Raw genomic sequence first — 26,525 nt, 5'->3', positions numbered from 1 at the left:
AGTGGAAGAAACACAAACCCACTGGTCAGGATAGGTAAATCCACCACCCCACGGCACCAACTACCCACAGCGCAACGAGCAACACCGTATCCCACCACCGCCAGGCTGTGGGGTCGATGGATGTGCGCGTCGGGAAAGCCCCGAAGGCCCGGGTGTCCATGCTCATGGCCACCTTCTCCGCGTGGCGCACGGCGATGATGCACAGCGGGACGAAGGAGGAGCACCAGCGGTACACGGGCGCCGCCACGCCCCAGCTTAGGCCGATCCCGCGGAGGCGTCGGGAACGCCGGAGGGTGGCGAACTCGCGGCGGAAGCGCGGCATGAAGTCGAGCGCCGCCACGCCCGCCGAGGCCAGGCGATAGGGGACGTGGAGGTCATCAACGAGCGCCGAGAGCATGCGGTGGGGGCTCGTCCCGATCCCCGAGACCAGCACGAGCGCAATGAGCGCCGCGACTAAGTACGGGTCCATCAATGCGTTGTTGACGGGCGATTGATACTCCGCGATGACATGCCCCGCGCTGAACAGGAGGATGGCCCAGATCCCCCAGATCGCCGCCAGGCAGCCGAGGATCCGGCGCCACGGGGCGAGGCTCACAACGCAACCCACCGAGCACGCCACCATCACCGCGAGGTGGAAGGTCTGCAGGCGCCAGAAGAAAATGAGCACGAAGACCGGGAGGATGCCCGCGAAGAGGGTGAGCGGGTAGAGGCGCTCGAAGAGGCCGAGGCGGCGGCGCGTGTGTGGGGGCCGCGGCTCGGGCCCCGCGGGCTCTTCCTCCGCTCTCTGCCGCTCCGGCAGCGCGATAACGCGGCTGGCGTGGTGGAGGACGAAGTCGACGTCATGGGTGGCCACGATGACCGTGTGCCCCCGGGCGCGCAGCTGCTCGATGAGCGCTACGAGGCGTCGGATGTTCGCAGGGTCCTGGCCGTAGGTCGGTTCGTCGAGGCAGAGCACCTCGTGCGGAGAGTCGTGCATGGTGGCCACCGAGAGCCGCCGCGCCTGCCCGCCTGACAGCGTCATGGGGTGGCGCTCCGCGTGGGCGGCGAGACCAATCTCCTCCAGGAGGGTCTCGACGCCCTCCCCCGCCGCAGAGCCGACCTCGAGCTCCTTCCGGACGCTCGTAGACACGAACTGGTGCCAGGGATTCTGGTGGACAAAGCCCGCCCCGATGCTCCCGCGGCGCAGCTCCTTCCCATCGTGGAAGGCACGCCCCCGCGCCCGGGGCTGCACGCCCGCGATGGCCTCGAGCAGCGTGGTCTTCCCGCTCCCGTTGGGCCCCACCAGCGCCACGAGTTCGCCCCGTCCCAGCGCGGCGCTCACCGGGCAGCCGCGGCCGGACAGGCCGAACTCCTCGAGGCGGAGGATGGGATCCGGGTCCTCGAGCGCGGGGACCGCTGTCAGCGGCCCCTCACCCTCGCGACGGTAGAAGCGGATCTGCCCGTGCGGGCGGAAGATTTCCCCTCCCTCCTGGGGTGCTGGGCGCACCTGCGGGAACTGCGCCACGACCTCCTCCCGGGGGCCGAGGGCGAGGACGCGGCCGGCGTCGTCGAGAAGGAGGATGCGGTCAATGATGTCCCAGACGGGGCGGAGATCATGCTCGATGAGGAGCACGCCTCGTTCCTCCGTGAGGGAGGAGCGCAGGAGTGCGGCGATCTCCTCGCGGGCGGCGGGGTCGATCATGGAGGTGGGCTCGTCGAGGACGAGGAGGCGCGGGCGCATCGCAAGGGCCACGGCAATCTGCAGCCGCTGGCGCTGGCCGCCGGAGAGGCGGGCCGGGTCCTCCTCGTGCCGCTCCCACAGGCCGACGGTGCGCAGCGCCTCCTCGACGCGCGGCGGGATCTCCTCCGCCGGGACGCGCAGGTTTTGGAGAGGGAAGGCGACCTCGCGGTAAAGGCTCGTGGTGACGATCGCCGAATCCGGGTCCTGGGTCACCACTGCCACCGCCTGGGCGATGTGCGCGGCGGAGGCGTCGGCCACCTCCTCCCCCAGCAGGCGTGCCGACCCATAATAGCGGGCCGGGATGGAATGCGGGATGATGCCGCACACGGTGTGCAGCAGCGTGCTCTTGCCGCAGCCGGAGGGGCCGACGACGGCTGTCACCTGGCCATCGAATTGCTCGAGGCTCAGCCCATCGAGGACCGGCGCCGGGGCGCCATCATAGAGGACGCTGAGGTCCTCGAGCTGGGCGAGCGGCGGGGTCGGGGTGCTCATCGGCGCGGCGGGATGCCGACACCCGCACGGTGCAGCGCCCTGGTGATGAACATGACGATCACGCCGCCGACCAGGGAGGAGGCGATGGAGATGATGCAGGCAAGCAGTTTGGTCGTGCCCGACACGCCGGTGAACATGCCGAAGATGTACAACAGGCCGTTGAGGAGGCCGAAGACGGCGCAGCCGAGGAAGAGGACCCGCTCATTCATGCGCCGGTAGAGGAAGATCAGGTAGCCAATCTCCACGAAGAGGGCACCCAGGACACTGCCGAGGATGCCGGAGGGGCCCACCGGAGTCGTGATCATGGTGATGACACCGATGATGAAGCCCGCCACCACGCTGGCGCCCGGGCGCGGCACCACCGAAATGGGCAGTGCATAGGGGATCACCCAGATCCCCATGAGAGCGACGAGGAAGAGCAGGTTCCCCGTGCCGAGAGTGAAGGACATGGACAGCCAGGTCATCGGAACGACGATGATGGCTCCCACCACGGCGATCGCGGCCACAGTCATGAGGTTCCGGGTTCCGAGCACCGAATCCGCGAGGCGCGAACGGGAGGAGGAACGCGGGGCACCCTTCGGGGCGCGGGCCTTGGGGGCCGTGGGGGCATCGGAGGCCGAGGACGGTTGCTCAGCATGAGACATGGAGACTCCTGAAAAATTAAAGGTTTTGGCATTCTTTATCGTAGGATTATCGCCCCCAGAAAGGCAAGAAGAACCTAATCTTTTGCCTAGACTTTTCGGAGATGGTGGAGGGCCACCCTACCCTGCTCTGCCCTGCCCCCGTGCGCTGGCCAGCCCCGCCCCCGCGCCGGGCATAGATACACAAACAGCAACCCCGCCGTGACTCTTCACGACGGGGTTGCTGCGAAAGGAGGAGTGCCAGCTGAAGGATTCGAACCTCCGAAGGCAATGCCGGCTGATTTACAGTCAGCTCCCTTTGGCCACTTGGGTAAGCTGGCAAGCACTCAAGCGGTGCAGGTAGAGACTTTACTACGCCACCCCGGGACCAAAGCAAATCGCCAGTTCAGCGCCGGGAAATGGCGCGCTCACAGACACCCGCACCCCGCGCGTTCACCTAGCCGGCGCGGCGCGCGCTGTACTCGCCCAGCGAGCGCAGCGCCCGGGTCACCGCATTGTCCGGCAGCTGGTCGAGCTGCTTCTCCGCCTCCGCGAGGTAGCGGTGCACGTCCTCGAGCGCCCGCTGGCGCCCGCTGCTGCGGTGCAGGAGGTCGAGAACCTCCGCGAGAGTGTCCTCATCCTCGATGGGCCCGACGAGCAGCTCGCGCAGCCGATCCCCGACCTCGCTCTCTTCGCGGAGGGCATAGAGCACCGGCAGGGTAAAGACCCCCTCCCGGAGGTCCGTGCCCGGGGTCTTCCCAGAGACCTCGGGATCGGAGAAGATATCGATGATGTCATCCACGATCTGGAACACCATCCCGATGTTCTGCCCGAAACGCTGGAGGGCCGCCACGGTGGCGTCGTCGGCACCAGAGTGGTACGCACCCAAATAGCCCGCGGAGGCAATGAGAACGCCGGTCTTCTCGCGGATGACGGTGAGGTAGTGCTCGACGGGATCGCGATCCTCCGCGCCGATGGTCTCCCGCATCTGGCCGGTCACGAGCTCCGCGAAGGTCTCCGAGAAGTGCTTGACCGTCTCCGTGCCGAGGAGCGCCATGATCCCGGAGGCGTGGGCGAGGAGAATGTCCCCCGCGAGGATCGCCACCGAGTTGTTCCAGCGAGAATTCGCGGAGGCCACCCCACGGCGCCGCTCCGCCTCATCCATGACGTCATCGTGATACAGGGTAGCCAGGTGGACAATCTCCACGACGGCAGCCGCCTGCACCACCTCCGGCGCCTGGGGACGCTGCCCATACTGGGCCGCCAGGAGCGCAAACATCGGGCGGAAACGCTTCCCCCCGGCCTGCACCAAGTGGAGCACCTTGTCCACGAGGAAATCCTCTCCGCGGGAGAGCTCCTCCCGGAGGGTACGCTCCACCTGCTCCATCCCCTCGCGGATGGCCGCATTGAGATCCGCATCCCCCAGGTCCACGGTGGACACCGTCATGGCGCCTAGCTGGTCGGCAGAGTCGACCTGTCGACGGCGATGGGGGATGGGGCCAGTTGGGCCGTTGTTCATCGTCTCGAGAATCCTTACAAGAGTGTGCGGTACCGTAAATATCGTGTTTAACCGTAGTCCACTGGGCGGCCACATACACACCGCGCCCCTCCACAAGGAATGATGAGTGCAGTGACTCAGCAGCTCAAGCACATCGACGTCCTCGTCATCGGCGCCGGCCCGACCGGCTCCACGGCCGCTCTCCACGCCGCTCAGCAGGGCTACAGCGTTCTCCTCTGCGACTCCGCCACCTTCCCCCGCGATAAAACCTGCGGCGACGGCCTCACCCCCCGCGCGCTCCGGCAACTCCGCGAGCTCGGTCTCGACGCCCACCTCCTCCCCTCCTACCGGAACAAGGGCCTCAAGCTCCACGGCTTCGGCGGCTCGGTGACCGCCTCCTGGCCCGAGGGGCGCTTCGGCTCCGAAGGCTCCGCCATGGCCCGGCGCGACTTTGACCACGCCCTCCTCCGCGAGGCGCACGCCCGAGGGTCCGAGTGGGCGCCCGGAGCCCCCGCCCAGGATGTTGAACTCGACGGGGGAAGGATCCGGGAGGTGCGCGTCGGGAATACCCGGGTGCGCCCGGCGGTGACACTTGTCTGTGATGGAGTGCGCTCCACCGTGGGCAAGGCCCTCGGGCGGACGTGGCACCGCGAGGAGGTCTATGGCATCGCGGCGCGCTCCTATTGCGCCACCCCGCGGGCCGGGGAGCCGTGGATCCACAGCCACCTTGAGCTGCGCACCGAGGACGGGGAGCTCCAGCCGGGCTACGGGTGGATCTTCCCCCTCGGCGGCGAGGACGGACACGCGAACGTCGGCTGCGGGGCGCTGAGCACGCTTGCGCGACCGGCCAAGGTGAACACCAAGAAGCTCCTCGAGTTCTATGCCTCCCAGCAGAGGGCCGAGTGGGAATTCGGGGCGCCCGAGCATGTGAGCTCCGCCCTCCTGCCCATGGGCGGCGCCGTGAGCCGGGTGGCCGGGCCCAACTGGATGCTGCTCGGCGATGCCGCGGCGCTGGTCAACCCCCTCAACGGGGAGGGCATCGATTATGGGATGGAAAGCGCGGAGCTGGCGCTCTCCCTCCTCGCGGAGAGCGCGCCGGCGGGGCGGATGCGGGCGGAGAGCCTCGACCTCAGCGAGGCCTGGCCCGCCACCCTGCGCGAGACCTTCGGCGAGGCCTTCCTGCTGGCCCGGACCCTCGCGCGGGCGCTCACCCACCCCCGCTTCCTGCCGATCACGGGGCCCCTCGCACTGCGCGGGCCCATCGGCGCGGCCATCATGCCGGCCGCCGCGCGACTCATGGGCAACCTCATCACCGAGGAGGACAAGGATCTCGTCGCACGGCTGTGGCGGGCCAGTGGCCGGGGGCTCCGCGGCTGGGAGGAGCTGCGGCGGCGGCTCGGCCGGGAGGAGCAGCCCCTCTGGGGCTAGAGGCTCGGGGCCCGGGGCTCCTGGCCCTCGTGGGCTAGGCCCGCACCGCCGTGTGCAGGGCCACGATCCCGAAGGTGAGATTGGTGTAGGAGCAGTTCTTCCAGCCATGGGCATTGATCTCTGCGGCGAGTTCCTCCTGGTCAGGCCACTGGCGGATTGAGTCCGCGAGGTACTCGTAGCTCTCCGGGTCGGAGGAGACCACCCGCGCGATCTTCGGCAGCAGGCGCATGAGGTATTCCTTGTACACCGTCTTAAAGACGGGGACCACGGGGGTGGAGAACTCGTTGACACAGAGGCGCCCGCCCGGCTTGGTCACCCGGGCCATCTCCTCCAGGCCGGCGCGGAAGTCATGGATGTTGCGCAGCCCGTAGGAAATGGTCACCGCGTCGAAGGACTCGTCCGCGAAGGGGAGGTCCATGCCGTCGCCCGCCACCTTCGGCACGTCGCGGTGCGCGCCGGCAGCGAGCATCCCCCGGGAGAAGTCGCAGGCCACGCACCATGCGCCCGAGTGGGCGAGCTCCTCCGTGGACACCGCGGTCCCGGCCGCCAGATCCAGAACCCGCTCCCCCGGGCGAAGGTGCAGAGCCTCCCGGGTACGGCGGCGCCAGCGACGGTCCTGCCCGAAGGAGAGGACGGTGTTCGTCACGTCGTACTTGCGCCCGACGGCGTCGAACATGGACGCCACGTCGAAGGGATTCTTATCGAGATCTGCCTTGGCCATAGTCCCCGATCTTAGCGAGGGCCTGAACCTCCTCGTAGTAGGAGAGCAGCTTATCGCCGAGTGACTCCCACGTCGTGCACTCCACCCGGGCGCGGGCCGCCTGGCACAGAGAAGGATAGAGATCCGGCTCCATGAGGCGGTGCACCGTGGGGCCGAGCAGCCGGGAAAACTCCGCGACTGGCAGGAGCGTGCCATTGACCTGGTTGTGAATGAGGTCGATGGGGCCACCCGCGAGCGGGCCGATGGTCGGGATACCGCTGGCCTGCGCCTCCTGGATGGTCTGGCAGAAGGTCTCGAACTCCCCCGGGTGGGCGAAGATATCGAAGGAGGCATAGTGGCGGGCGAGGTCCAGCCCGCCCTTCGCCCCGCAGAAAATCGCCCGCGGCATGAGCTCCTGGAGGGCGCGGCGCTCCGGCCCATCGCCCACGATCACCACCTGCACCCGCGGATCCTGCGACACCTTCTGGAATCGGTGCACGCCCTTCTCCGCGGCCAGCCGCCCCACATAGCCGAGGATGATCTTCTCCCCACTCGGATCCCACTGGCGGCGCAGCTCCGGGTCCCGACGCCGCGGATGGAAACGCTCCGCATCCACGCCGCGGCCCCAGCGCCGCACCCGCTGGACCCCATGCTTGCGCAGCTCCGTGATGGCCACGGTGCTGGGCGCCAGGGTGAGGGCGCAGCGATTGTGGAGGGCGCGCGTCCAGTCCCAGCTGGCGGTGGAGAGTGCGGAGAGTTTGTAGCGACGCGCGAAGCCGGCGATGTCGGTCTGGTACACCGCCACCGCCGGGACCTTCAACCGGCTGGAGGCGAACGCCCCCGCGGCGCAGAGCACGAAGGGCGAGGCGAGGTGGATGACGTCCGGCTGGAAGCTGCGCAGCCCGTGGTAGACGGCTGCCGTCGGCACCCCCACGGGGAGGGAGTTCACCATGGGCACCCGGATGGTGGGCACGCGCTGCACGTTAAAGCCCATGTAGGAGGGGATTTCCTCGGCCCTTTCGCGGGCCCCGGGGGCGATGACCATGGCCTCGTGGCCACGCTGATCGAGGTGCTCGAGCACCCGCAGAACAGAGTTGACGACGCCATTGACGATGGGCAAGAAAGACTCAGTGATGATCGCAACTCTCACAGCCCTCACCCTTCCTTTCTTCTATGACCGCGCACACACCACCAGGTAGCCGGAAGCTAATCTCCACGTGAATTCCCGACGACCGGCCGCGTCACCCGCGCGACCAGCCACCACAAGCCCAGCGCCACGAGGAGGATCACCAGGGCGGAGCTCAGCGCCGGGATGATCGAGAGGGTCCATGCGCGCCCCTCCACCTTGACCAACTCCGGCGATTCGCGCTGGTAGTTCACCCAGACCCGCTGGCCTTCGCCCAGCTCGGTGGGATAGAGCAGCCCGGTGCGCGGGGAGTAGAACACGCCATTCTCGCCCTGGAACTCCACGGTGGTCCGGGTGGCGGAGACGGCGGTGACCGTCGCGAGCGCTCGGCCGCGGTCGCTCGTGATCTGGTGGTCATTCCACCAGGCCCCGCCGACGACCGCCGCGCAGCCCAGCATCCCGGCGATGAAGAGCACGAGGATGAGCTGGTGGAGCCGCCGCCGGAGGCGCTCGCGGGGGATGTGGATCGCGCGGGCCATCGGGCTAGCCCATCCTCGCCGCGATGGCCTCGAGGAGCGCCCGACGCGTATCCCGCACCGTCGTGACCTCGATGACCTCGATGCCTTCGGGGGAATCCGTGCCCTCCGCGAGGGCCTCGAGGAGGGCGTCGAGGGTGTCGACGCCCCGGTGCGCCACGCCATAGCCAGCGCAGATGTCCGCGAGGGAGGTCTCATGCGGGGTGGCCATGACCCGCTCAAAGTGGGCGCGCAGGCCGGGGGCGCCGCTCTCCAGGCCCTCGAAGATGGCCCCGCCCGTGTCATTGGCGACGACGATCGTGAGGTGCTCGGGCCGGGGCTCCCTCGGACCGATGCACAGTCCGCCGACGTCGTGAAGGAAGGTGAGGTCCCCGAGGAGCGCCACCGTGCGCGGGGCCCGCGGCTCCTCTGCGGCGAGCGACTGCTGCGCGAGAGCCACCCCCACCGCCTGGGAGATGGTGCCGTCGATCCCGGCGGCCCCGCGCGGAGTAAAGGTGTCCACCCCGCCGAAGGGCAGGCCCACCCAGGAGGCATCGCGCACCGGGTTGGAGGAGCCGAGCACGAGGGTGTCCCCCACGCCGAGGCCATCGGTCACCGCGGCCGCCACGTGGACCCCCGTGAGGCCAAAGTCCTTCGAGGCGAGCACCTCCCGCACCGTGTCCGCGCCGAGGGTACTCACCGCCTCGCAGACCTTGAGCCAGGAAGAATCCACCTCCCCCACCGTGCGCACCCGGGAGCCGTACTGCGCGGCCCGGCGCCCCAGGTCGGTGAACTGTGGGGTCCGCGAGAGGCAGATGAGCTCGATGTCCGGGTCGCTGATGAGCCCCAGCACCTCGCGGTGGAGGGTCGGGTGCCCCACGACGATGACCTGCTCCGGGCGGGTCTCCACGGAGTACTCGCCGTGACTGATCTCGCCCCGGCGAAGCAGGCGCGCCCCGAGCGGGTGGACCGGGCGGAAGGGCGCCGGCGCGGAGGGCTCCGCGATGGTCGGCACCTCCGCGAGCTCCTCGACCTCCCAGGCCTCATCGCCCGCGATGACAAGAGGCCGCCGCCCCAGGTCAATGCACACCTCCCCGTGGTCGATGACGACCGGCGCGATCGGGGCCGCCCGCTGCGGGGAACCCACCGGCCCCGCGGGCAGGGACTCGGGAAGAAGCGGCTGGTCAAAGGCCACATTGATGTGGCAGGGCCCGGCCCCCGCGGAGGCGAGGAGCCCAGGGATCTCCGAGGCCTCCTCCGGCGCATCGATGTGGTGCGTGGGGATGAGCGTCGAGAAGATGCCACGCTGCTGGATGGTCTGGCTGGCCCCCGTGCCGACGAGCCGGGCCGGGCGGTCGGCGCTCAGCACGACGAGGCGCTGGTGGGAGTGGGCGGCCTCGACGACGGCCGGCAGGCACTCGGCCACCGCCGTGCCGGAGGTCATGACGACGGGCACCGGCCGCCGCGTGACCCGGCTCAGGCCGAGCGCCAGGAAGGAGGCGGAGCGCTCGTCGATACGCACGTGAAGGCGCAGGTCAGCGCGCTGCGCGAGGGCGAAAGAGAGGGGCGAGTTCCGCGATCCCGGGCAGAGGACGACATCCTGCACACCCGCCGCGAGGCAATAGTCCACGACGGCGAGGGCCAGGTCGAAGGCGGGCGTCGAGGACGCCGCCTCATCAGGGCTGGAGTGAGGCATGTGTCTAGCTTAATTCGCGGGTTCGGGGGCGTTGGGCTCCGCACCCTCGGCACCCTCGGCCCCACCGAAGAACTCGTTGAGCCACTCCTGGATGTCCTGGCCGTCGGGGGCCTTCTCCGGGAGGCTGGGGAGCGTGATCGAGGGAAGCAGGCCGCCCTCGCTGCTCGGCTCCTCCGGCTCGGTGGTGACGGTGCTCGTGGCGGTCACGGTGCTCATCTGCGTCTCCGTGACCTTCTCGGGCGTGGGCTCCGGCGCGGTGGCGTGTCCGATGAAGTAGAAGATCACCCCGGAGATCACGAGGCCTGCAAGGAACCACCCAATCACGGCGCCGATCCCCATCCCCGAGCCGCCAGAACGCCCGCCGCGGCCACGATCCCCCGGGGCCGGCGGCTGGGTATACCTCTCCTCCTGCTGCCAATCCTCCTGCTGCCAAGAGGAGGGCTGCTGGTACCGCTCCTCCGGGCTGGGGAAATGCTGGCGCGGGCGGGAGCCGAAATCCTCATCCCGATACTCGCCGGCCGGGTAAGCCTGCGTGTAGTCCTGGGGGTCATTCTGGCTGCGGGGGATGTACTGCGTTTCGTCGTCACGAGAGGTCATCGTGTCTCCTTCATTCACTGATCGTCGCGACTAAGCATAAAGCACGGCCCGGCATAAAACACGGCCTAGACATGACCTTGGCCATTCCGTTGTCCTGCCGATACAGTATGCCCGTGCTGACTATTGCTGTGATCCTCGTCATCGCCGTCTTCGTGGGGGCGCTCGTTCAGCGCGTCACCGGGCTGGGAGTCGGCATGGTGACGGGCCCCATCCTCACCGTCCTGCTCGGGCCGCTGAGCGGCGTGGTGATGGTCAATGCGCTCTCGATGGTCAACGCCGCCAACAACGCCTGGGCGGTCCGGCGGGAGACGCACTGGAAGCGCTTCGGGATCCTGGCGGGTTCCCTCCTGCTCGGCTCGCTGCCCGCGCTGTGGGTGGTGCACAGCCTCAACGGGCCGTGGCTGCTTGTGGCGGTGGGCGGGCTCGTGCTCGCGGCGATTCTCTTCGCCACTTTCAACCCCGCCGGGCCGATCTTCCGGCCCGACCAGCTCCTCCCCATGGTCCTCGCGGGCGTCTTCGCCGGCTTCATGTCCACGGTGGCGGGGATCGCAGGCCCAGGCCTTACCGCCTATGCCCGGCTCACCGGCTGGGATTATCGGCAGTTCGTGGCCACGCTCCACCCGATTCTCCTCGTCGCGAACACGCTGTCCTTCCTTCTCAAGGCCGTCGTGCTCGGGGGTTTCGACGTCGGCGTGGTGCCGCTGTGGCTCTGGATCATCGCCCTGGTCATGCTCTTTGCCGGCGCCTGGGGCGGGGACCGGCTCAATCACCGGATCAGCAGCACGGGCGCGCGGCGGCTGGCGACGATCCTGGCCGTCGTCGGCTCATCTATCGTGCTTGTGCAGGGTGTTCTTGGGCTGGCGCGCTAGCATAGCCCTTATGAGTAAGGAGGCCACCCGCCGCGGCACCGGCCGGGTTTTTGACCAACAGATTCGATCCACGCTGCCGGGATCAAAGACGGACATGGTGTTTTTCGTCCTCGGGGGGATCGGCTCCCTGTGGTTCACCATCCTGCTGCTCGAAAACTCCCTCTCCTGGAGTTGGCTGCTGCTCCTCATCATCCCGTTCTGGGTGGTCTCCGCCTATCTCACGCTGCCGCGCCTGCACCGCATCCTCACCTCTATTTATGTGCCGGATTATTTCTTCGGACGGTCGCGCACCTCGGAGGGGATGCTCGGGGACCCGGTGAACCTCGCCGCGGAGGGCACCGCCGCCCAGATCCACCAGGCCATGACCAACGCGGGCTGGACGCTCGCCGACGACGTCACCCTCGCCTCCTCCTGGCGCATCGTCGTGGCCAGCGTCTTTCGTCGCTCCTACCCCGAGGCCCCGGTGAGCCCCCTCTTCCTCTTCGGGAGGAAACAGGACCTCTCCTACCAGCAGGAGGTGGAGGGCAACCCCTCCCAGCGCCACCACGTCCGCTTCTGGCGCTGCCCCGATGAGTGGCTGCTGCCCGGCGGGCGGCGCGTCGGCTGGATCGCGGCGGGGAGCTTCGACACCGCGGTGGGCTTGAGCTTCTTCACACTCCAGGTCACGCACCGGATTGACGCGAACATCGACGTCGAACGCGACCACATCGTTGAGTCCCTCTGCAGCGCCAACGAGGGGCTCAACGTCGACGTCATCGAGGACTTCTCCACCGGCTACCACCACCGCAACGGCGGCGGCGACCGCATCCACACCGACGGCGACCTCCCCGTCCTCTGCCTCAACGAGGTCGAGGCCCCGCCGGCCAGCGACCCCAACACTCCTAAGCAGGTGGCCCGCGCCTCCCGTGGCTTCGCCACCCCCGACGGCCCCAGCGCCGAGCCCGATCCCGATCCAGCCCCCGCCGCCGGCACCCTGGTCTCCGGCGCCGCCGTCGAGCGCCCCTGGGAAATCAAGGTGGCGCTGGGGATGCTCATCTGCTCTCTCGCGGCGCAGGTGTTCTCGCTGATCCGGGCGATCCTCGCGGGCGACCCCACCCCGGTCACGGTGACCGGCACCGCGGACCTCATCGTGCCGGAGCGGTGGATCCCGGTGACGCTCATCGCCATCGCGGCGGGCATCATCGTCATGGCCGGGCTCACCGTGCTCACCTATGTAGGCTATCAGATGCCCCGCGTGCTCCTCATGGCCGCGCTCAGCGGCATGCTGTTTGTCAAACTCCTCGACGGCACCATGCCCGACCCCGGGCAGATCACCGTCCACCTGCTCATCAACGGGGTGAACCTCATCGCCCTGCTCACTCTCTCCTCCGAGACCGTGCGCAACTGGTCCCGGCGCGGGCGCCCGACGTGGAAGGACATCGCCGGGCTCATGAACTATCACTCCGCCGAGGACACAACGCCCGCATAGGCCTCCCGGATGCGACGAATCCACAGGTCGCGGGTGGGGGCGTCGGCCTCGAACTCGTCGAGGCGGGCGGGCTCGGGGGTCCGGCGGCACACCGGCAGGTGGCCGTCGACAAGGCGAAGCGGCTCCGCCACATCCGCCGCGAACAGCTGCTGCGTGGCGAGCCCCGCCGCCGGGAAGCCTCCCCCGGGGAGCGCCGGCTGGCACGCCGCCGCGAGCAGGCCCGAGTAGAGGCCGACGACGGTATCCAGGGCGCTCGCGACCGTGACGCTCATCCCCCGCCCGGCGAGGTGCTCCGCAATCCCCAGTAGCCGCCGAACCCCGCCCAGCGGGGCGGCCTTGAGGACAGCGGCGTGCGCGGCGTCGAGCTCAGCGACGCGGAAGGGGTCCTCGCTGCGGCGGATGGACTCGTCGGCGGCGATGCGAGTGGGGATCCCCCGGCGCGAGAGCTCCTCCTTCAGCTCCGCGAGCTCCCCGACGCTCGCGCAGGGCTGCTCCATGTAGTCGAGGTCGCCGAGGGCCTCGGCGGCGGCGAGCGCCTCGGGGAGGGTCCAGCCGCGGTTCGCGTCGACGCGAACGAGCGCATCCGGGCGGACCCGCCGCAGCGCCGCCACGCGCGCGACATCGTCCTCGAGGCTCTGTCCCTTCTCCGCGACCTTCACCTTGAAGGTACGGCAGCCGGGGTAGCGCTCGACGAGGGCCGGGACCTGCTCAGCCGGGATGGCGGGGATTGTTGCGTTGACCTCGACGGACTCCCGGCGCGGGGCGGGCAACTCCGTCCACGCGGACTCGAGCGCCGAGGCCAGCCACGCGGAGGTTTCCGGCGCCTCGTACTCGCGGAAGGGGGCGAACTCCCCCCAGCCGTGCGGGCCCTCGATGAGCGCGGCCTCGCGGACCGTGATCCCACGGAAGCGCACGCGCAGCGGCAGCGCGACAATGCGGGTGCGGTCGAGGATCTCCGCCACAGGCGGGAGATTCGGGGGGAGCGAGGCCGCAAGCGACGGGAGAGGAGAAAAACCAACCATGCCCCCACCGTAGACTGACCCCCATGAGTTATAGCACCGCACAGCCCTTCCGCCCCGAGCTCTGGGCCCCCGTTCCCGGCTTCGAGGATCTCACCGACATCACCTACCACCGGCACCGCGGCGAGGGGCGCGCGAACGGCATCGTGCGCATCGCTTTCGACCGCCCCGAGGTGCGCAACGCCTTCCGCCCCCACACCGTCGACGAGCTCTACCGCACCCTCGACCACGCGCGGCGCAGCCCGGACATCGGGGTCATCCTCCTCACCGGCAACGGCCCCAGCGCCAAGGACGGCGGCTGGGCCTTCTGCTCCGGCGGGGACCAGCGGATTCGCGGGCGCTCCGGCTACCAGTACGCCCGCACCCATGAGCACGACGACGCCACCGCGGACGCCTCCGGCATCGACGAGGCCCGCGCCAAGGCGGAGGGCGGGCGCCTCCACATCCTCGAGGTCCAGCGCCTCATCCGGACCATGCCGAAGGTGGTCATCGCCGTCGTCGACGGCTGGGCCGCGGGCGGGGGCCACTCCCTCCACGTGGTCTGCGATCTCACCATCGCCTCCCGCGAGGAGGCCCGCTTCAAGCAGACCGACGCCGACGTCGGCTCCTTCGACGCCGGATACGGCTCCGCCTACCTGGCGCGGATGGTGGGCCAGAAGTTTGCGCGGGAGATCTTCTTCCTCGGCCGGACCTATGACGCGGAGACCATGCAGCGGATGGGGGCCGTGAACATCGTGGCCGATCACGCCCACCTGGAGGATGAGGCCATCGCCGCCGCCCAGGAGATCAACGGCAAGTCCCCCACCGCCCAGCGGATGCTGAAGTTCGCCTTCAACCTCGTCGACGACGGCCTCATGGGCCAGCAGGTCTTCGCCGGGGAGGCCACCCGCCTGGCCTACATGACCGACGAGGCCGTCGAGGGCCGCGACTCCTTCCTGGAGAAACGCCCACCCCGCTGGGACGAGTTCCCCTTCTACTACTAGCCCGGGCGGGCCCCGTACGATGGGCCTGTGACCCGACTGCTCGAACCGCTCCCCATCGACCCGCACCACCCCGAGCGCATCCTCGGCGACCTCGAGCAGGCCATCGCCGGCCAGCGCAGCCTCCTGCCGCTTCCCGGCGGCACCTCCCCCCACGACCGGGCCCGCGCCACCCTCCTGCGCAACACGCAGCGGGCCGGGGCGCCGATCGACGAGGGCATCGCGCTGGTCGTCGGGACCTCCGGCTCCACCGGGACGCCCAAGGGGGCGCAGCTGAGCCCGCGCAACCTCGTCTCCTCCGCCGACGCCACCCACCGGGTGCTCGGCGGGGAGGGCAATTGGTTGCTCGCCATGCCGGCCCACCACATCGCGGGGCTGCAGGTGCTCATTCGCTCGCTCATTGCGGGCGTCGAGCCCCTCTGCCTCGACCTTTCGGGGGGATTCTCCATCCGCGACTTCGCCCGCGCCGCCGAGGAACTCCGCAGCTCCACCCCGGGCGAGCGCTGCTACACCGCCCTCACCCCCATGCAGCTGCTCAAGGCCATGGACTCCCTCGAGGGCATCGAGGGACTGCGCCGCTTTGACCGGATTCTCATCGGCGGGGCGCCGCTGCGCGCAGAGACCCGCCGCAGCGCCGAGGAGCTCGGCATTCGCCTCGTCACCACCTACGGTTCCTCCGAGACCTCCGGCGGCTGCGTCTACGACGGCCGCCCCCTCCCCGGCGCGCGCGTCCGTCTCGAGGAGGGGCGCATCATCCTCGGCGGCCCGATGGTGGCGCAGGGCTATCGCAACGCGCCCGAGTCCGAGGCCTTCGCCCAGCCGGGCTGGTTCCGCACCTCCGACGGAGGCTCCATGGACGACGACGGCCGGCTGCGCGTCGAGGGCCGCCTCGACGCGATCATCGATACCGGGGGGTTGAAGCTCCACCCGGAGGTCGTCGAGAATCACCTCACGGAGCACCCCGGGATTGAGGCGGCGTGCGTCGTCGGCGTGCCAGATCCGCGGCGTGGCCAGCAGGTTGTGGCCGCCTACACCGGCGTGGCGCGCCCCGGCGATGTCTACGAGCACTGCGCCGAGCTTCCCCGCTGGCAGGTGCCCCGGCAGGTGAAGAAGGTGGAGCGGCTGCCGCTGATTGGTCCGGGGAAGGTGGACCGGCAGGCGGTGCGGCGGCTCTTTGAGGCGGCCCTCTAGCCGGGCCCTCGTGGGGTGGGAGGCAGAATAGGCCCATGACTGTCTCTCCCTGGATTCTCGGCGCCAGGCCCCGGACCTGGCCCAATGCCTTCGCCCCCGTCATCGCGGGGACGGGCGCCGCCTTCTTCATCCATGGCGCGCACTGGGGTCGGGCGCTGCTCGCGCTCATCGTGGCCTGGGCGCTCATCATCGGGGTGAACTACTCCAATGACTACTCGGATGGCATCCGCGGCACCGATGAGGATCGCTCCGGCCCGCTGCGGCTCACCGGCTCTGGCCTTGTGTCTCCGCCGGCGGTGAAGCGGGCGGCCTTCCTTGCCTTCGGGGTGGCGGCCGTGGCGGGGGTGGCCTTGAGCCTCCTCTCCTCCCCGTGGCTCATCCTCGTGGGGGCGCTGTGCATCCTCGGCGCGTGGTTCTACACCGGCGGGTCCCACCCCTATGGCTACCACGGGCTCGGCGAGGTCTCGGTCTTCCTCTTCTTCGGGCTCGTCGCCGTCCTGGGGACCCAGTTCACGCAGGCAGGGCGTGTGAGTGTGGAGGGCGTTCTGCTGGCCGTCGGCGTGGGAGCGATCAGCTCCGCGGTGAACCTGGCGAATAACCTCCGCGACATCCCCTCCGACTCCGCCGCGGGGAAGACGACCCTGGCGGTCATCCTCGGCGACGCCCGGACGCGCCAGGTCCTCATTGCCCTGGGGCTCCTGGCGCTGCTCATGAGCCTGCTCCTCGCGGTGCTCAGCACCCCGTGGGCGCTGCTGGGCGCCCTCTACCTGCCGATCATCCTCTCGGCGCTGCGCCCCGTCCGCCAGGGGGCGACGGGCACGGAGCTCATCCCGCTCATTGGTTCCATTGGGAAATCTCTCTTGCTGTGGTCTATCCTCAGCACCATTGGTTTGGTGTGTGGAGTGATGATCTAAGTAGCGACGAGGAGGCGGCGGGACCATGGCGGGAGTGCTCACGGGATTCGGGATCATTGGGATCGTGATCCTCGCGGGCTACCTGCTGGCCCGCTTCGCCATTATTGGGCCGGGCTCGGCCCGCCTCATGCTCAACCGGGTGGCCTTCTACGCGGCCACCCCGGCGCTGCTGTTCAGCGTGGTTTCCCGCTCGGACCCGGCGGAGCTCTTCTCCCCGGTCATCGCGGTGAGCTTCGCGGCGACCTTCCTCACGGGCGCGGCCTTCTGCCTGGCGGCGCGGCTCTTCTTCCGCACGGACCTCGCGAGCACCGCGATGGGCGCGGGCGCCGCCAGCTACGTGAACTCCAACAACATCGGCCTTCCGGTGAGCCTCTATGTCATTGGCACGGGCGCCTATGTGGCCCCGATTCTTGTCATTCAGCTCATCTTCTTCACGCCGCTCATGCTCACGGCCCTCACCCTCTCCGGGGCGACGAAGGGCTCCTTCCGCGACGTCCTCGCGGCCATCCGCTCCGCCGTGCTCAGCCCGATCGTGCTGGCGTCGATCCTTGGGGTGATTCTCTGCCTCAGCGGGACCCACCTCCCCGACCCCGTCATGCGCCCCTTCGAGATCCTCGGCGGCGCCTCGATCCCGCTCATCCTCATGAGCTTCGGCGCTTCCCTCCACCGGAACAAGATCCTTGACTCCCCCGCCGACCGCCCGGCCATCCTCTGCGCCACCCTCATGAAGCTGCTGCTCATGCCCCTCATCGCGTGGGGGCTGGGGCTGCTCCTCGGCCTCGAGGGGCAGGCGCTCTACGCCGCGGTGATCCTCGCGGCGCTCCCCACCGCGCAGAACGTCTACAACTACGCCGCGACCTACGACAAAGGCACCATCGTCGCCCGCGACACGGTATTCCTCACCACGTTCCTCGCGCTGCCGGTGATGCTGCTCATCGCCTTCCTCTTCGGCCATTAGGGGCCGGGGGGAAGGGGACGACGCCCACCTAGCGGCGCGAGAGCTCGTCCTTAATCCACGCCTTCCGCGCGGTGCGCTGGGCTTTCCACTGGGCCAGGGTGTTCGTCGCCGCCATCCGCTGCTTCGGGAAGATGAGCATGGAGAGCGGGAAGGCCACGATGAGCGCCAGCAGCGCGGACATGACCAGCGGCAACGGCGCGGAGACCAGGTACGCGATGAACTGAATGACCACGGTGAGGACGATGAAGAGCGCCAGCCTCAACAGGCCGTAGATGATGATCGCGCGCGTCGCCTCGCGTCGGAGGGCCGGGTCCGGCTCCGGGGGGAGCTCGGGGCGGGCGTCGGACGTCGGGCGGGAAGAATCTGGCGTACTCACGGGACTCAGCCTAACTGATGGCCTGGGCCTCGCGTACGCTGGGACAAAATAAGGAGGCTTCGTGGGACGACTGCTCATACTCATTCTCATCATCCTGGCCGTGGTGCTTCTCTACCGCGCATTCGGCCCGCACACGTGGCAGCGCGGTGGCCGCGGCGGCCTGGGTGGCCGGCGCACCACTCCCCCGGCGATCAAAGGCCCCGATGATGACCCAGAGTTCCTCTGGAAGCTCGAGCAGGATGCCCGGCGCCGCGAGCGCGAACGCCGCGAGCAAAAGAAACGAGAACAGCGCGAACAGCGCGAGAACCCCGAGGAGGGTCCCCAGAATAACGAGAGCGGCTAAATATATCGGTCATTTTCGACGAGCTTGAGGCTGAGCCCCAGCTCATGGCTCACGGCGGCGATCTTCTCCCAGCGCACCCCGCTGCCGCCGTGCTCAATGGTGTGGAGCGTCGAGCGCGATACCCCTGCGGACTCCGCCACCTCATTTTGCAGTCTGCCCAGACTGCGACGCCGCTCGGCGATTTGCTCCCCCAGCGCCAAAAGCTCCGGGATGTTTCCCGCCGACTTGCCAGCCTTACGACGAGGACCAGACATGTTCACTCTCCTCTTCGTCAGGGGGCACCTCCGCGCCCGCCAGACTCACTCTGTGCAACGAGGACGGGCACCGTACCCCTATATCCCTTAATCTAATCCAAAGGTAGGGATCGGCGCCGTCGTATGTGGTCAGTGTACCGCCGCTCAGGCATGAGCGCAGGGGGAGATCTCCCCACACAAGAATACCCCTCACCTGGGGAGACGAGGGACGTCAGGTGTGCGCCGGCCCGCGGGCGGCCTGCGCGGCCTAGTGCGCTAGTTCACACCGGCGTAGGAGTGGAGGCTGGTCACCACCATGTTGATGAAGAAGAGGTTGAAGACCATCACCGCGAAAGCGGCGACGTTGATCCACGCGGCCCAGATGGCGCGCCAGCCGGCCGTCGCGCGGGCGTGGAGGTATGCGGCGTAGAGAACCCAGGTAATGAGCGCCACGGTCTCCTTGGGGTCCCAGCCCCAGTAGCGGCCCCAGGACTGCTCGGCCCAGAGGGCACCCAGCACGATGCCCAGCCCGAAGACCGGGACGGCCACGATGCCGGAGCGGTAGGCCAGGGCGTCGAGGGTCTTGGCGCTCGGCAGCGGCTTGGCCACCGCACCGAAGAAGCCCTTCTCTTTCCCCTGGGGCTGGGCCATGCGGAAGAGGTAGAGCAGGGAGGCCACCCCCGAAATGAGGCCGATGGCGGCGCCGACGGCCACCGTCGTCACGTGGATGGGGAGCCAGAAGGACTTCAGCGCCGGCATCACCGGGGCGGCCACGGTGTAGAGGCGAACCTCGGCGAAGAACAGCAGCGCGAGCACCGGGGTGAGCAGCCACGGCCAGAGGGTGGCCCACTCCTTCTTCTGCACGAGCACCGCGGCGGCACCGGCCATCGCGAAGGCCGAGATGACCAGCACGTACTCATAGAGGTTGCCGAAGGGGAAGCGGTGCACCGCCAGGCCGCGGAGAACCGCCGAGACGATGTGGAGGATGACGCCCAGCCAGATCACGGCCTGCATCATGCCGGCGATCTTCTCCGCCCGGCGCTCCTTGGCCTGCACCTTCTCCGGCAGCACCGGAGATTCCTCCGCAGGGGCATCCCCCTCTCCCCCGGTGGCCAGCACCGGCTCGCGCACCTCCGCCGTCAGCTCCTGCCGCGCCTCAATGAGCGCGCGCACCTGGACGTAGTAGGCAATCGAGATCACCCACGCGACGAGGTACACGATGAACGCCGACATGAAGACATGATCGGACGTCGACGCCAAAGACTGATTCACAGGCATACAGAGTTCCCCTTCATGACACAGATTCATCCGACACGTTACGCCTCCACCCCAGGCAAAACAATGTGGGCCTCCATCTTTCGATGGAGGCGGGGTGGGCGCGCGGTGGCTTCGTCGAGCTCCTCGAGCTCCTCGTTGACCTCGAGTCCTCAGTCCCGCTCGTGGCGGGTGTGGGCGTCGATGATCGAGAGTTCATCATCGGGCACGTCCTCCGGGAGCCCGAGGATCTCCCGGGCCTTCTCCCGGAACTCCTCGCCCCAGCCGGCGCGGTCCGTGCGCGCGAGGCCGGCCATCGTCACGAGGGTCGTGCCATCCTCCTGCGGCTGGCAGCGCACCCAGATGCGGCGGCGCTTCACCAGGAGGGAGCCGACGAGCGACCCCAGCCCAATCACCGCGATGATGAGCACCCAGACCTGGGTGGGATCGTGGCTCACCTGCAGGTTGGCGAACTCCTGCGCCCCGTCGAAGCGCACCTTCGTGCCGTCGTCGAGGGTGACCTCCTCCCCCTTGCCGAGGTTGATGCGCTCGATGCGCTGGAGCTGCCCGGTGAGGATGAGGCGCTGATCGAGGCTGAAGAGCTGCTGGCCCCGGCCGGTGTCGAGGCCGTTATCGCCGCGGTAGATGTCGATGGCCATCGCGGGATCCCGCAGGGCGGGATAGGCGGAGCTCAGCAGCTCGCCCTTCTCGCCGCTCCACTGGGCGGTGGGCGCGAAGAGCCCCTGGATGGCCAGCTGATTCTGGCGGCGCTCGTAGAGGTCCGAGTACATGCCGGCCGGCGGGTCGAAGCGGAGGACGCCGCTCGAGAGGAAGTTGATGGTGTCATCGGGGCGGAACTGCACGGTCTGCGTGCGGCTCTCCCCATTGGGCCAGGTCACGGTGACCGTGGGGGCGTAGCCGTGTCCTTGCAGGTAGACGCGATCCCCGGCCACGCGCAGCGGGTGGTTGACCCCCAGCGGGAAGCTCTTCCACGTCTCGGGGTTTGTCGTGATGTCCGAGCCGGCGGCATAGGAGATGTCCGAGCCGAAGGACTCCGCCTGCCCATTGGGCAGATAGTCCGCCTGGAAGTTGTGGACCTCCACGCAGAAGGGGTTGAGGCCGGTCCCGTCGAAGAGGGCGCCGCCGCGGAAGGTGTCATAGTTGGCCGTCGAGGTGTTGCAGAACGTCGATTCCTCCACGTCCTTCCCCGTCACCACAATGACCTGTCCCTCATAGGAGAGCAGCGTGCCGAGGCTCGCCACCGCAATGAGCGCGACGACCGCCAGATGGAACACCAGGTTGAAGAATTCGCGCAGGTAGCCGCGCTCCGCGCTGAAGGAGTGCTGCCCGGCGCGATCCTCCTTCGCCGAGTACTCCGAGACGTGCCAGCCCTTGAGGACCTCGCGGAGCTGCGCCTCGACCTCGGCCTCCGGTTTCTCGACGACGGCCTGCGCGTAGAGCGGCATGCGGTCCAGCCGCTTGGGCGCGCGCACGGGCGGGGTGCGCAGCGCCCTCGCGTGCTCCCAGCTGCGCGGAATGATGCACCCCACGAGGGAGATGACGAGCAGGAGCGTGATCGCGTTGAACCAGTGGGAAGAGAAGACGTCGAAGAAGGAGAGCTTGTCATAGATCTCCGCGAGCTTCCCGTTGGTCTCGATGTACTCCTGCACCCGCGTCTCGTTGATACTGCGCTGCGGGAGCAGGGAGCCCGGAATCCCCGCCAGGGCGACGAGGAAGAGCAGCATGAGTGCGGTGCGCATACTCGTCAACCAGTTCCAGGCCCGACGTAGCCACTTGATGATGAGGTGCATCCTTCACTTTCTCCTTGCGTGCCGAGGCCTCGGCATCCCAGCCCCGGCGTCTAGATCAGCGTAGCCCCATAGGTCACGGTCCATTGCCTCACCCAGCCGATGAAGATCTCCCACACCCCGCTGAGCAGCAGAATCCCGATGATGATCATGGCAATCCCGCCGATGAGCCGGACCACATGGGAATGGCGACGCAGCCAATCCCATCCTCTCATGGCAGTGCCCCCGCCCACCGCGATGAGGAGGAAGGGCACGCCCAGCCCCACGCAGTAGGCGACAATGAGCAGCACGCCGCGCACGGCCGTCATGCCCGAGGTCCCCGCGGAGATCGAGATAATCGCCCCGAGAGTGGGCCCCAGGCAAGGCGTCCACCCCAGCGCGAAGACCGCGCCGAGCAGCGGCGCGCCGAGCCACGTCGTCCACCGCGGCGGCACCATGCGCACATCCTTCTGCAGGCCCGGGAACCAGCCGATGAACACGAGCCCCATGAGGATGGTGACGACGCCGCCCACGCGCATGAGCGTCTGGGCGCCCAGGGTGAGCGCGCTCATTGCGCCGAAGATCGCGGCGGTGGCCAGCACAAACACCACAGTGAAGCCGAGGATGAAAAGGCAGGCCGCCCCGAGCACCGCCCAGAGGCGGCGCCGGCCGACCTCCGGCCCATAGCGCCCCTCAAAGTTCATCTCCCCGCCAACGACCCCCGTGAGATACGACATGTACCCGGGGACCAGCGGGATGACGCAGGGGCTCGCGAAGGAGACCACCCCGGCCAGCGCCGCGGCGAGCAGGCCCAGCAGCAGCGGGCCGGAGGCGACAGTCTGCGCGAGCGCCTCCCCCATTTAGGATTCCTCCAGCATCGGGCGGACGACGTCGAGAACATCCTTCTCCGTGATGCTGCGGAGGAAGACGGCGGCCGGGCGGTGCTGCTTGTCGAGGACGATGGTCGTCGGGATGACGGAGGCCGGGACGCCACCGAGGGAGGCCGCGCTGATGAACGGCGGGTCGTAGATGCTGGGGTAGCTCACGGCGTTGTCCTTGACGAAGTCCTGGGAGACCGTGCGGTTGTGGTCGCGGACGTTGATGCCCAGGACCGTGCCCTGGCCCGACTTCTCCAGCTCCTCCTGGACGGCCTCCAGGTCATCGACCTCCGCGCGGCAGGGGGCGCACCACTGGCCCCAGGCGTTGAGGACGACGATCTTGCCCTCATAATCATCGAGGGAAATGTTCTTCCCCTCGTGCATGAGGTCCTCCCCGCTGAAGGAGGGGAGCTCCTGGCGTTCATCCTCCGGGTAGAAGATCTCGGTCTTCCCACCGGGGCTGTGGAATTGGAACTGGCCGCCGTCGGCCGCATAGTGCCCGGCGGTGCTGTCTTCCGAGCAGGCGGCGAGGCTCAGCGCCATTGCGAGCCCGAGAACCCCCGAGAGAGCTGCCCTGAGTCTGCGCATTTAGATCTCCTGAGCTGGTTCGCTGTACATCAGATCGACGATCTCCGTGCCCTTGAAGAGAAGCGAGGTGACCGAGGCGAGGTCGCACTCCCGGGCCGTCGGATTGTGGGCCAGCCGCTGGCCGCGCACCGTGCGCTGCACGCACACGATGGGAAGCTGGTGACTCACGATGATAGCCTCGTGCCCCTCGGCGGCCACCCGCGCCCGCTCGATGGCATCCATCATGCGGTGGGCGATGTCGGTGTAGGGCTCGCCCCAGCTCGGGATGGTCGGGTTGGTCATGAGCCGCCAGTGGCGGGGGTGCCACAGCTGGGAGCGCCAGCCGCGGACCCGAAGTCCCTGGTAGGCATTGCCTGCCTCGATGACGCCCCCGTCGAGGGTGAGCCCCAGCCCGGTGACCGTGCAGATGGGCGTCGCGGTCTCCTGGGTGCGCTCGAGCGGGGAGGCGGTGAGGTAGGTGACGTCGTGCCCGCGGAAGGACTCGGCGGTGCGGGCCGCCTGGCTCTGACCGCGGGAGGAGAGGTGGTAGCCGGGGAGACGGCCGTAGAGAATACGGTCCGGGTTGAACACCTCGCCGTGGCGGACGAGGTGGACGAGGGTGGTGCTCATCAGTTAGTTCTCTCCCTGCGCGGCGGCGGCCGCCTCGGCGGCGGGCTGGAGGGCCTGCTCGATCTTCTCGAAGTCGGCATCGCTGAGGGCGCTGCTCACGAACCACGTCTCGAAGACGCTCGGCGGGGCGAAGACGCCGCGGTCGAGGAGGGCGTGGAAGAAGGCCGGGTAGCGGAAGGTGTCCGCCGCCTTCATGTCGGCGAAGTTGCGGCCCTCGCCCTCGGCGAAGCGGACGGAGAGCATGGTCGCGGCGCGCTGGATGTGGTGGGCCACGCCGGCCTTCTCCAGGGCGCCGGAGATGAGCGAGGAGAGGGTATCGGCCTTCTCCATCAGGTTCGGGTAGAGCTCCTCCTTCGCGAGGCGGAGCGAGGCCAAGCCCGCGGCCATGGCCACCGGGTTCCCGGACAGGGTGCCCGCCTGGTAGACCGGCCCCTCCGGGGCGAGGGAGGCCATGATCTCCGCGCGGCCGCCGAAGGCCGCCGCGGGCAGACCGCCGCTCACGACCTTGCCGAAGGTAACGAGGTCAGCGGCCACGCCGTCGACGCCGTACCAGCCCGAATACGAGGTCCGGAAGCCGGTCATCACCTCGTCGAGAATGAGCAGCGCCCCGTCCTCGTGCGCGATCTCCTTGAGGGCCGCGTTGAAGCCCTCCTCGGGGCGCACGGTGCCCATGTTGCCCGCGGAGGCCTCCGCGATGATCGCCGCGATTTCGCCGGGGTGCTCGGCGAAGGCCTGGCGGACGGCGTCGAGATCGTTGTAGGGGACGACGATCGTGTCCGCCGCCGAGGCGCCCGTGACACCCGGCGAATCCGGCAGCGCGAACGTGGCCACACCCGAGCCGGCGCTGGCCAGGAGGGCGTCGACGTGCCCGTGGTAACAGCCCTCGAACTTGAGGATCTTCGCCCGCCCGGTGTAGCCGCGGGCAAGGCGCACGGCGGACATCGTGGCCTCCGTGCCCGAGTTCACCAGGCGAACCTGCTCGACGGCGGTACGGCCGATGATCTCCTCCGCCAGCTCCACCTCAGCGAGCGTCGGCGCCCCGAAGGAGAGCCCGGCCTCCGCAGCCTTCTGCACGGCCGCGACAATCTCCGGGTGCGCGTTCCCGTGGATCATGGGACCCCAGGAACAGACGAGGTCAACGTACTCGTTGCCGTCGACGTCGACGAGCGTCGAGCCCTGCGCCGAACGGATGAAGCGCGTCTGGCCGCCCACAGAGCCGAAAGCGCGGACCGGGGAGTTCACGCCGCCGGGGGTCACCGAGCGGGCCTTCTCAAAGTACTGAGCGGACACACGAGTGTGCGCGGAAGTGGGATCGCCGAAAGTCATGGGGACCATTGTAGGGGGTGGGCGCGCAGAACTTTAGCTGGATACCTTGAGGCCGATGACCCCACCGATGATCATCGCGAGGAAGAGGAGCTTGAGCGCGCTCAGCGGTTCCTGTCCCGAGAGCACCGAGTAGCCCACCGCCCCCGCGGCGCCGATCCCCACCCACACCGCATAAGCGGTGCCCATGGGCAGGCTGCGCATGGCCCAGGCCAGGCCGCCCATCGAGATGCAGAGCCCCACCGCGAACACCACCAGCGCCCGGGGGTTGCGGAGGCCATCGGCGGCGGCGAGTGCTGCCGCCCACACGGGTTCAAACAGAGCAGAAATGACAAGAACAATCCAGGCCATGGGGCCACTCCTTGCGTTGTGGCCGTCTTGTCGCCTGCCGGGTACGGCTCCCTCGTCCGGGCTGCCCGATCTGCATTCGGGTGCACTCCGAGTCCTACCAGATTCTGTGCTCTGTGGCACAGTGGGGGCCATGAAGATTGCATTTCTTGGAACCGGACGCATGGGCACCGAGCTTGCCCTCCACCTCCTCCCCGAGCATGAGCTCACGGCGTGGAACCGCACCGCCTACCGCACACAGCGGCTCCTCGACGCCGGAGCGACGGGCGCCAGCACCCCCGCCGAGGCCATCGACGGCGCGGATCTCATCATCAGCTCCCTCTTCGGCCCGGACACGGTCCGCGAGGTCATCATCGGGCCGGGCCTCATCCCCGACGGGGTGACCTGGGTGGACACGACCACCGTCTCCCCCGCCGATGCCGACGAGTTCGCGGCGGCCGTCCCGACCTATGTGCACGCGCCGGTCGTCGGCACCCTTGGGCCGGCGCGGCAGGGCAGCCTCGGGGTCTATGTGGGAACCCCCGACGCCGCCCGGCGCGAGGAGGTCCTCCGCGTCGTGGCCCCCTGGGCGGATCCGGAGCGGCTGCGCGGCGTCGATTCCGCGGCGAAGGCGGCGACGGCCAAGCTCATCGCGAACCTCGCCCTCGCGATCAGCGGGGAGGGCCTGCGCGAGGCCCTCAACCTGGGCAATTCCCAGGGGCTCAGCGATGAGGAGGTGCTCGACTTCCTCCAGCACACCGGGCTCGCGTTCATCGCGGGGATGAAGGGCCCCTTCGTCCGCGGGGAGCGCGAAGTGACCGGCGGGGACTTCACCACCGACGCTATCGCGAAGGACGCGCGCCTCATGCTCGCGAGCTCGACGGTGGAGCTGCCGGCCGTCCGCGCGGCGCTCGCCAGCCTCGAGGAGCAGCAGGAGGCCGGGCGCGGCAACGATGACTTCTCGAGCATCCTGGTCCACCGCGAGCGGCCGCGCCCCTAGGTGGGGCCCAACCCGG

27 protein-coding genes, 1 tRNA gene and 1 riboswitch are annotated in these 26,525 nt (G+C 68.8%); of the genes, 9 read left to right on the top strand and 19 right to left on the bottom strand.

Annotated features, from left to right (window positions below; translation table 11 throughout):
- Positions 1-25: 25 nt before the first annotated feature.
- The 4 genes from L1O03_RS01490 to L1O03_RS01475 all read right to left on the bottom strand — a co-directional run bounded on the left by L1O03_RS01490 (position 26) and on the right by L1O03_RS01475 (position 4,351).
- Positions 26-2,212, bottom strand: coding sequence for an ATP-binding cassette domain-containing protein (locus tag L1O03_RS01490; RefSeq protein ID WP_236117645.1), 2,187 nt, complete (start codon positions 2,210-2,212; stop codon positions 26-28).
- Positions 2,209-2,856 carry an ECF transporter S component gene (locus tag L1O03_RS01485; RefSeq protein ID WP_236117644.1) on the bottom strand — a complete coding sequence of 216 codons (648 nt, stop codon included), beginning with the start codon at positions 2,854-2,856 and terminating at the stop codon, positions 2,209-2,211. The genes L1O03_RS01490 and L1O03_RS01485 overlap by 4 nt, the downstream gene beginning before the upstream one ends.
- A 235-nt stretch (positions 2,857-3,091) precedes the next feature.
- Positions 3,092-3,173 (bottom strand) — tRNA-Tyr (locus L1O03_RS01480).
- Positions 3,174-3,289: 116 nt separating this feature from the next.
- The gene (locus tag L1O03_RS01475) at positions 3,290-4,351 is read right to left on the bottom strand and encodes a polyprenyl synthetase family protein (protein ID WP_420830265.1); all 1,062 of its coding nucleotides are present in this window, start codon (positions 4,349-4,351) and stop codon (positions 3,290-3,292) included.
- A gap of 102 nt (positions 4,352-4,453) precedes the next feature.
- Here L1O03_RS01475 and L1O03_RS01470 point away from each other — a divergent pair, with 102 nt between their 5' ends.
- A complete protein-coding gene (locus L1O03_RS01470; protein WP_236117643.1) occupies positions 4,454-5,758 on the top strand; it encodes a geranylgeranyl reductase family protein in 1,305 nt (434 codons plus the stop codon).
- A gap of 34 nt (positions 5,759-5,792) precedes the next feature.
- Here L1O03_RS01470 and L1O03_RS01465 read toward each other — a convergent pair whose 3' ends face one another.
- The 5 genes from L1O03_RS01465 to L1O03_RS01445 are packed head-to-tail and all read right to left on the bottom strand — an operon-like array spanning position 5,793 to position 10,392.
- Positions 5,793-6,479, bottom strand: coding sequence for a demethylmenaquinone methyltransferase (locus L1O03_RS01465; RefSeq protein WP_236117642.1), 687 nt, complete (start codon positions 6,477-6,479; stop codon positions 5,793-5,795).
- Positions 6,457-7,608, bottom strand: a complete 1,152-nt coding sequence (locus tag L1O03_RS01460; RefSeq protein ID WP_236117641.1) for a glycosyltransferase family 4 protein — start codon at positions 7,606-7,608, stop codon at positions 6,457-6,459. Before L1O03_RS01460 ends, L1O03_RS01465 begins: the two co-directional genes overlap by 23 nt.
- A gap of 56 nt (positions 7,609-7,664) precedes the next feature.
- Positions 7,665-8,123 carry a DUF3592 domain-containing protein gene (locus tag L1O03_RS01455; protein ID WP_236117640.1) on the bottom strand — a complete coding sequence of 153 codons (459 nt, stop codon included), beginning with the start codon at positions 8,121-8,123 and terminating at the stop codon, positions 7,665-7,667.
- 4 nt (positions 8,124-8,127) lie between these two features.
- Positions 8,128-9,795 (bottom strand): 2-succinyl-5-enolpyruvyl-6-hydroxy-3-cyclohexene-1-carboxylic-acid synthase, encoded by a 1,668-nt coding sequence (gene menD, locus L1O03_RS01450; RefSeq protein WP_236117639.1) that lies wholly within the window; start codon positions 9,793-9,795, stop codon positions 8,128-8,130.
- A 9-nt stretch (positions 9,796-9,804) separates the two neighbouring features.
- Complete coding sequence (locus L1O03_RS01445) at positions 9,805-10,392, bottom strand: hypothetical protein (RefSeq protein WP_236117638.1); 588 nt, start codon at positions 10,390-10,392, stop codon at positions 9,805-9,807.
- Positions 10,393-10,499: 107 nt separating this feature from the next.
- Here L1O03_RS01445 and L1O03_RS01440 point away from each other — a divergent pair, with 107 nt between their 5' ends.
- Both L1O03_RS01440 and L1O03_RS01435 read left to right on the top strand, forming a co-directional pair.
- A complete protein-coding gene (locus L1O03_RS01440; protein WP_236117637.1) occupies positions 10,500-11,261 on the top strand; it encodes a sulfite exporter TauE/SafE family protein in 762 nt (253 codons plus the stop codon).
- A 10-nt stretch (positions 11,262-11,271) separates the two neighbouring features.
- Complete coding sequence (locus L1O03_RS01435; RefSeq protein ID WP_236117636.1) at positions 11,272-12,729, top strand: LssY C-terminal domain-containing protein; 1,458 nt, start codon at positions 11,272-11,274, stop codon at positions 12,727-12,729.
- Here the strand turns inward: L1O03_RS01435 and L1O03_RS01430 are convergent.
- Complete coding sequence (locus L1O03_RS01430; RefSeq protein ID WP_236117635.1) at positions 12,699-13,751, bottom strand: o-succinylbenzoate synthase; 1,053 nt, start codon at positions 13,749-13,751, stop codon at positions 12,699-12,701. The two genes, L1O03_RS01435 and L1O03_RS01430, sit on opposite strands and share 31 nt — an antisense overlap.
- 23 nt (positions 13,752-13,774) lie before the next feature.
- Here L1O03_RS01430 and L1O03_RS01425 point away from each other — a divergent pair, with 23 nt between their 5' ends.
- The 4 genes from L1O03_RS01425 to L1O03_RS01410 are packed head-to-tail and all read left to right on the top strand — an operon-like array spanning position 13,775 to position 17,791.
- Entirely contained in the window at positions 13,775-14,731 is a 957-nt protein-coding gene (locus L1O03_RS01425; protein WP_236117634.1) for a 1,4-dihydroxy-2-naphthoyl-CoA synthase, read from the top strand.
- Positions 14,732-14,758: 27 nt separating this feature from the next.
- Positions 14,759-15,919 (top strand): o-succinylbenzoate--CoA ligase, encoded by a 1,161-nt coding sequence (gene menE / locus L1O03_RS01420; protein WP_236117633.1) that lies wholly within the window; start codon positions 14,759-14,761, stop codon positions 15,917-15,919.
- Positions 15,920-15,954: 35 nt separating this feature from the next.
- On the top strand, positions 15,955-16,833 hold the full coding sequence (locus L1O03_RS01415; protein WP_236117632.1) for a 1,4-dihydroxy-2-naphthoate polyprenyltransferase: 879 nt from the start codon (positions 15,955-15,957) through the stop codon (positions 16,831-16,833).
- A gap of 25 nt (positions 16,834-16,858) precedes the next feature.
- The gene (locus L1O03_RS01410; RefSeq protein ID WP_236117631.1) at positions 16,859-17,791 is read left to right on the top strand and encodes an AEC family transporter; all 933 of its coding nucleotides are present in this window, start codon (positions 16,859-16,861) and stop codon (positions 17,789-17,791) included.
- A gap of 28 nt (positions 17,792-17,819) precedes the next feature.
- On the opposite strand, the gene L1O03_RS01405 is transcribed toward L1O03_RS01410, so the two are convergent.
- Positions 17,820-18,167, bottom strand: a complete 348-nt coding sequence (locus tag L1O03_RS01405; protein ID WP_236117630.1) for a DUF4229 domain-containing protein — start codon at positions 18,165-18,167, stop codon at positions 17,820-17,822.
- A gap of 61 nt (positions 18,168-18,228) precedes the next feature.
- Between L1O03_RS01405 and L1O03_RS01400 the strand changes: the two genes are divergently transcribed.
- Positions 18,229-18,510 (top strand): hypothetical protein, encoded by a 282-nt coding sequence (locus tag L1O03_RS01400; RefSeq protein WP_236117629.1) that lies wholly within the window; start codon positions 18,229-18,231, stop codon positions 18,508-18,510.
- Here L1O03_RS01400 and L1O03_RS01395 read toward each other — a convergent pair.
- The 8 genes from L1O03_RS01395 to L1O03_RS01360 form a co-directional block, all read right to left on the bottom strand.
- Positions 18,507-18,764 carry a helix-turn-helix domain-containing protein gene (locus L1O03_RS01395; protein WP_236117628.1) on the bottom strand — a complete coding sequence of 86 codons (258 nt, stop codon included), beginning with the start codon at positions 18,762-18,764 and terminating at the stop codon, positions 18,507-18,509. The genes L1O03_RS01400 and L1O03_RS01395 overlap by 4 nt on opposite strands.
- Before the next feature lie 255 nt (positions 18,765-19,019).
- Entirely contained in the window at positions 19,020-20,021 is a 1,002-nt protein-coding gene (ccsB, locus tag L1O03_RS01390; RefSeq protein ID WP_236117627.1) for a c-type cytochrome biogenesis protein CcsB, read from the bottom strand.
- A 149-nt stretch (positions 20,022-20,170) separates the two neighbouring features.
- A complete protein-coding gene (gene resB, locus L1O03_RS01385; protein ID WP_236117626.1) occupies positions 20,171-21,808 on the bottom strand; it encodes a cytochrome c biogenesis protein ResB in 1,638 nt (545 codons plus the stop codon).
- Positions 21,809-21,858: 50 nt separating this feature from the next.
- On the bottom strand, positions 21,859-22,644 hold the full coding sequence (locus L1O03_RS01380) for a cytochrome c biogenesis CcdA family protein (RefSeq protein ID WP_275949249.1): 786 nt from the start codon (positions 22,642-22,644) through the stop codon (positions 21,859-21,861).
- On the bottom strand, positions 22,645-23,250 hold the full coding sequence (locus L1O03_RS01375; RefSeq protein ID WP_236117625.1) for a TlpA family protein disulfide reductase: 606 nt from the start codon (positions 23,248-23,250) through the stop codon (positions 22,645-22,647).
- Entirely contained in the window at positions 23,251-23,859 is a 609-nt protein-coding gene (locus L1O03_RS01370; protein WP_236117624.1) for a histidine phosphatase family protein, read from the bottom strand.
- A 3-nt stretch (positions 23,860-23,862) separates the two neighbouring features.
- Positions 23,863-25,185, bottom strand: coding sequence for a glutamate-1-semialdehyde 2,1-aminomutase (hemL, locus tag L1O03_RS01365; RefSeq protein ID WP_236117623.1), 1,323 nt, complete (start codon positions 25,183-25,185; stop codon positions 23,863-23,865).
- A 33-nt stretch (positions 25,186-25,218) separates the two neighbouring features.
- Positions 25,219-25,533 (bottom strand): DMT family transporter, encoded by a 315-nt coding sequence (locus tag L1O03_RS01360; RefSeq protein ID WP_236117622.1) that lies wholly within the window; start codon positions 25,531-25,533, stop codon positions 25,219-25,221.
- Between the two features lie 15 nt (positions 25,534-25,548).
- A riboswitch (guanidine-III (ykkC-III) riboswitch) is annotated at positions 25,549-25,619 on the bottom strand.
- 44 nt (positions 25,620-25,663) lie between these two features.
- Between L1O03_RS01360 and L1O03_RS01355 the strand changes: the two genes are divergently transcribed.
- The gene (locus tag L1O03_RS01355) at positions 25,664-26,509 is read left to right on the top strand and encodes an NAD(P)-dependent oxidoreductase (protein WP_236117621.1); all 846 of its coding nucleotides are present in this window, start codon (positions 25,664-25,666) and stop codon (positions 26,507-26,509) included.
- Positions 26,510-26,525 lie beyond the last annotated feature (16 nt).

Source organism: Corynebacterium uropygiale (genome assembly GCF_021568315.1).
Classification (GTDB): domain Bacteria; phylum Actinomycetota; class Actinomycetes; order Mycobacteriales; family Mycobacteriaceae; genus Corynebacterium; species Corynebacterium uropygiale.
Note: the sequence above shows the minus strand (reverse complement) of the source record. Positions and strands in the feature narration are given on the sequence as shown.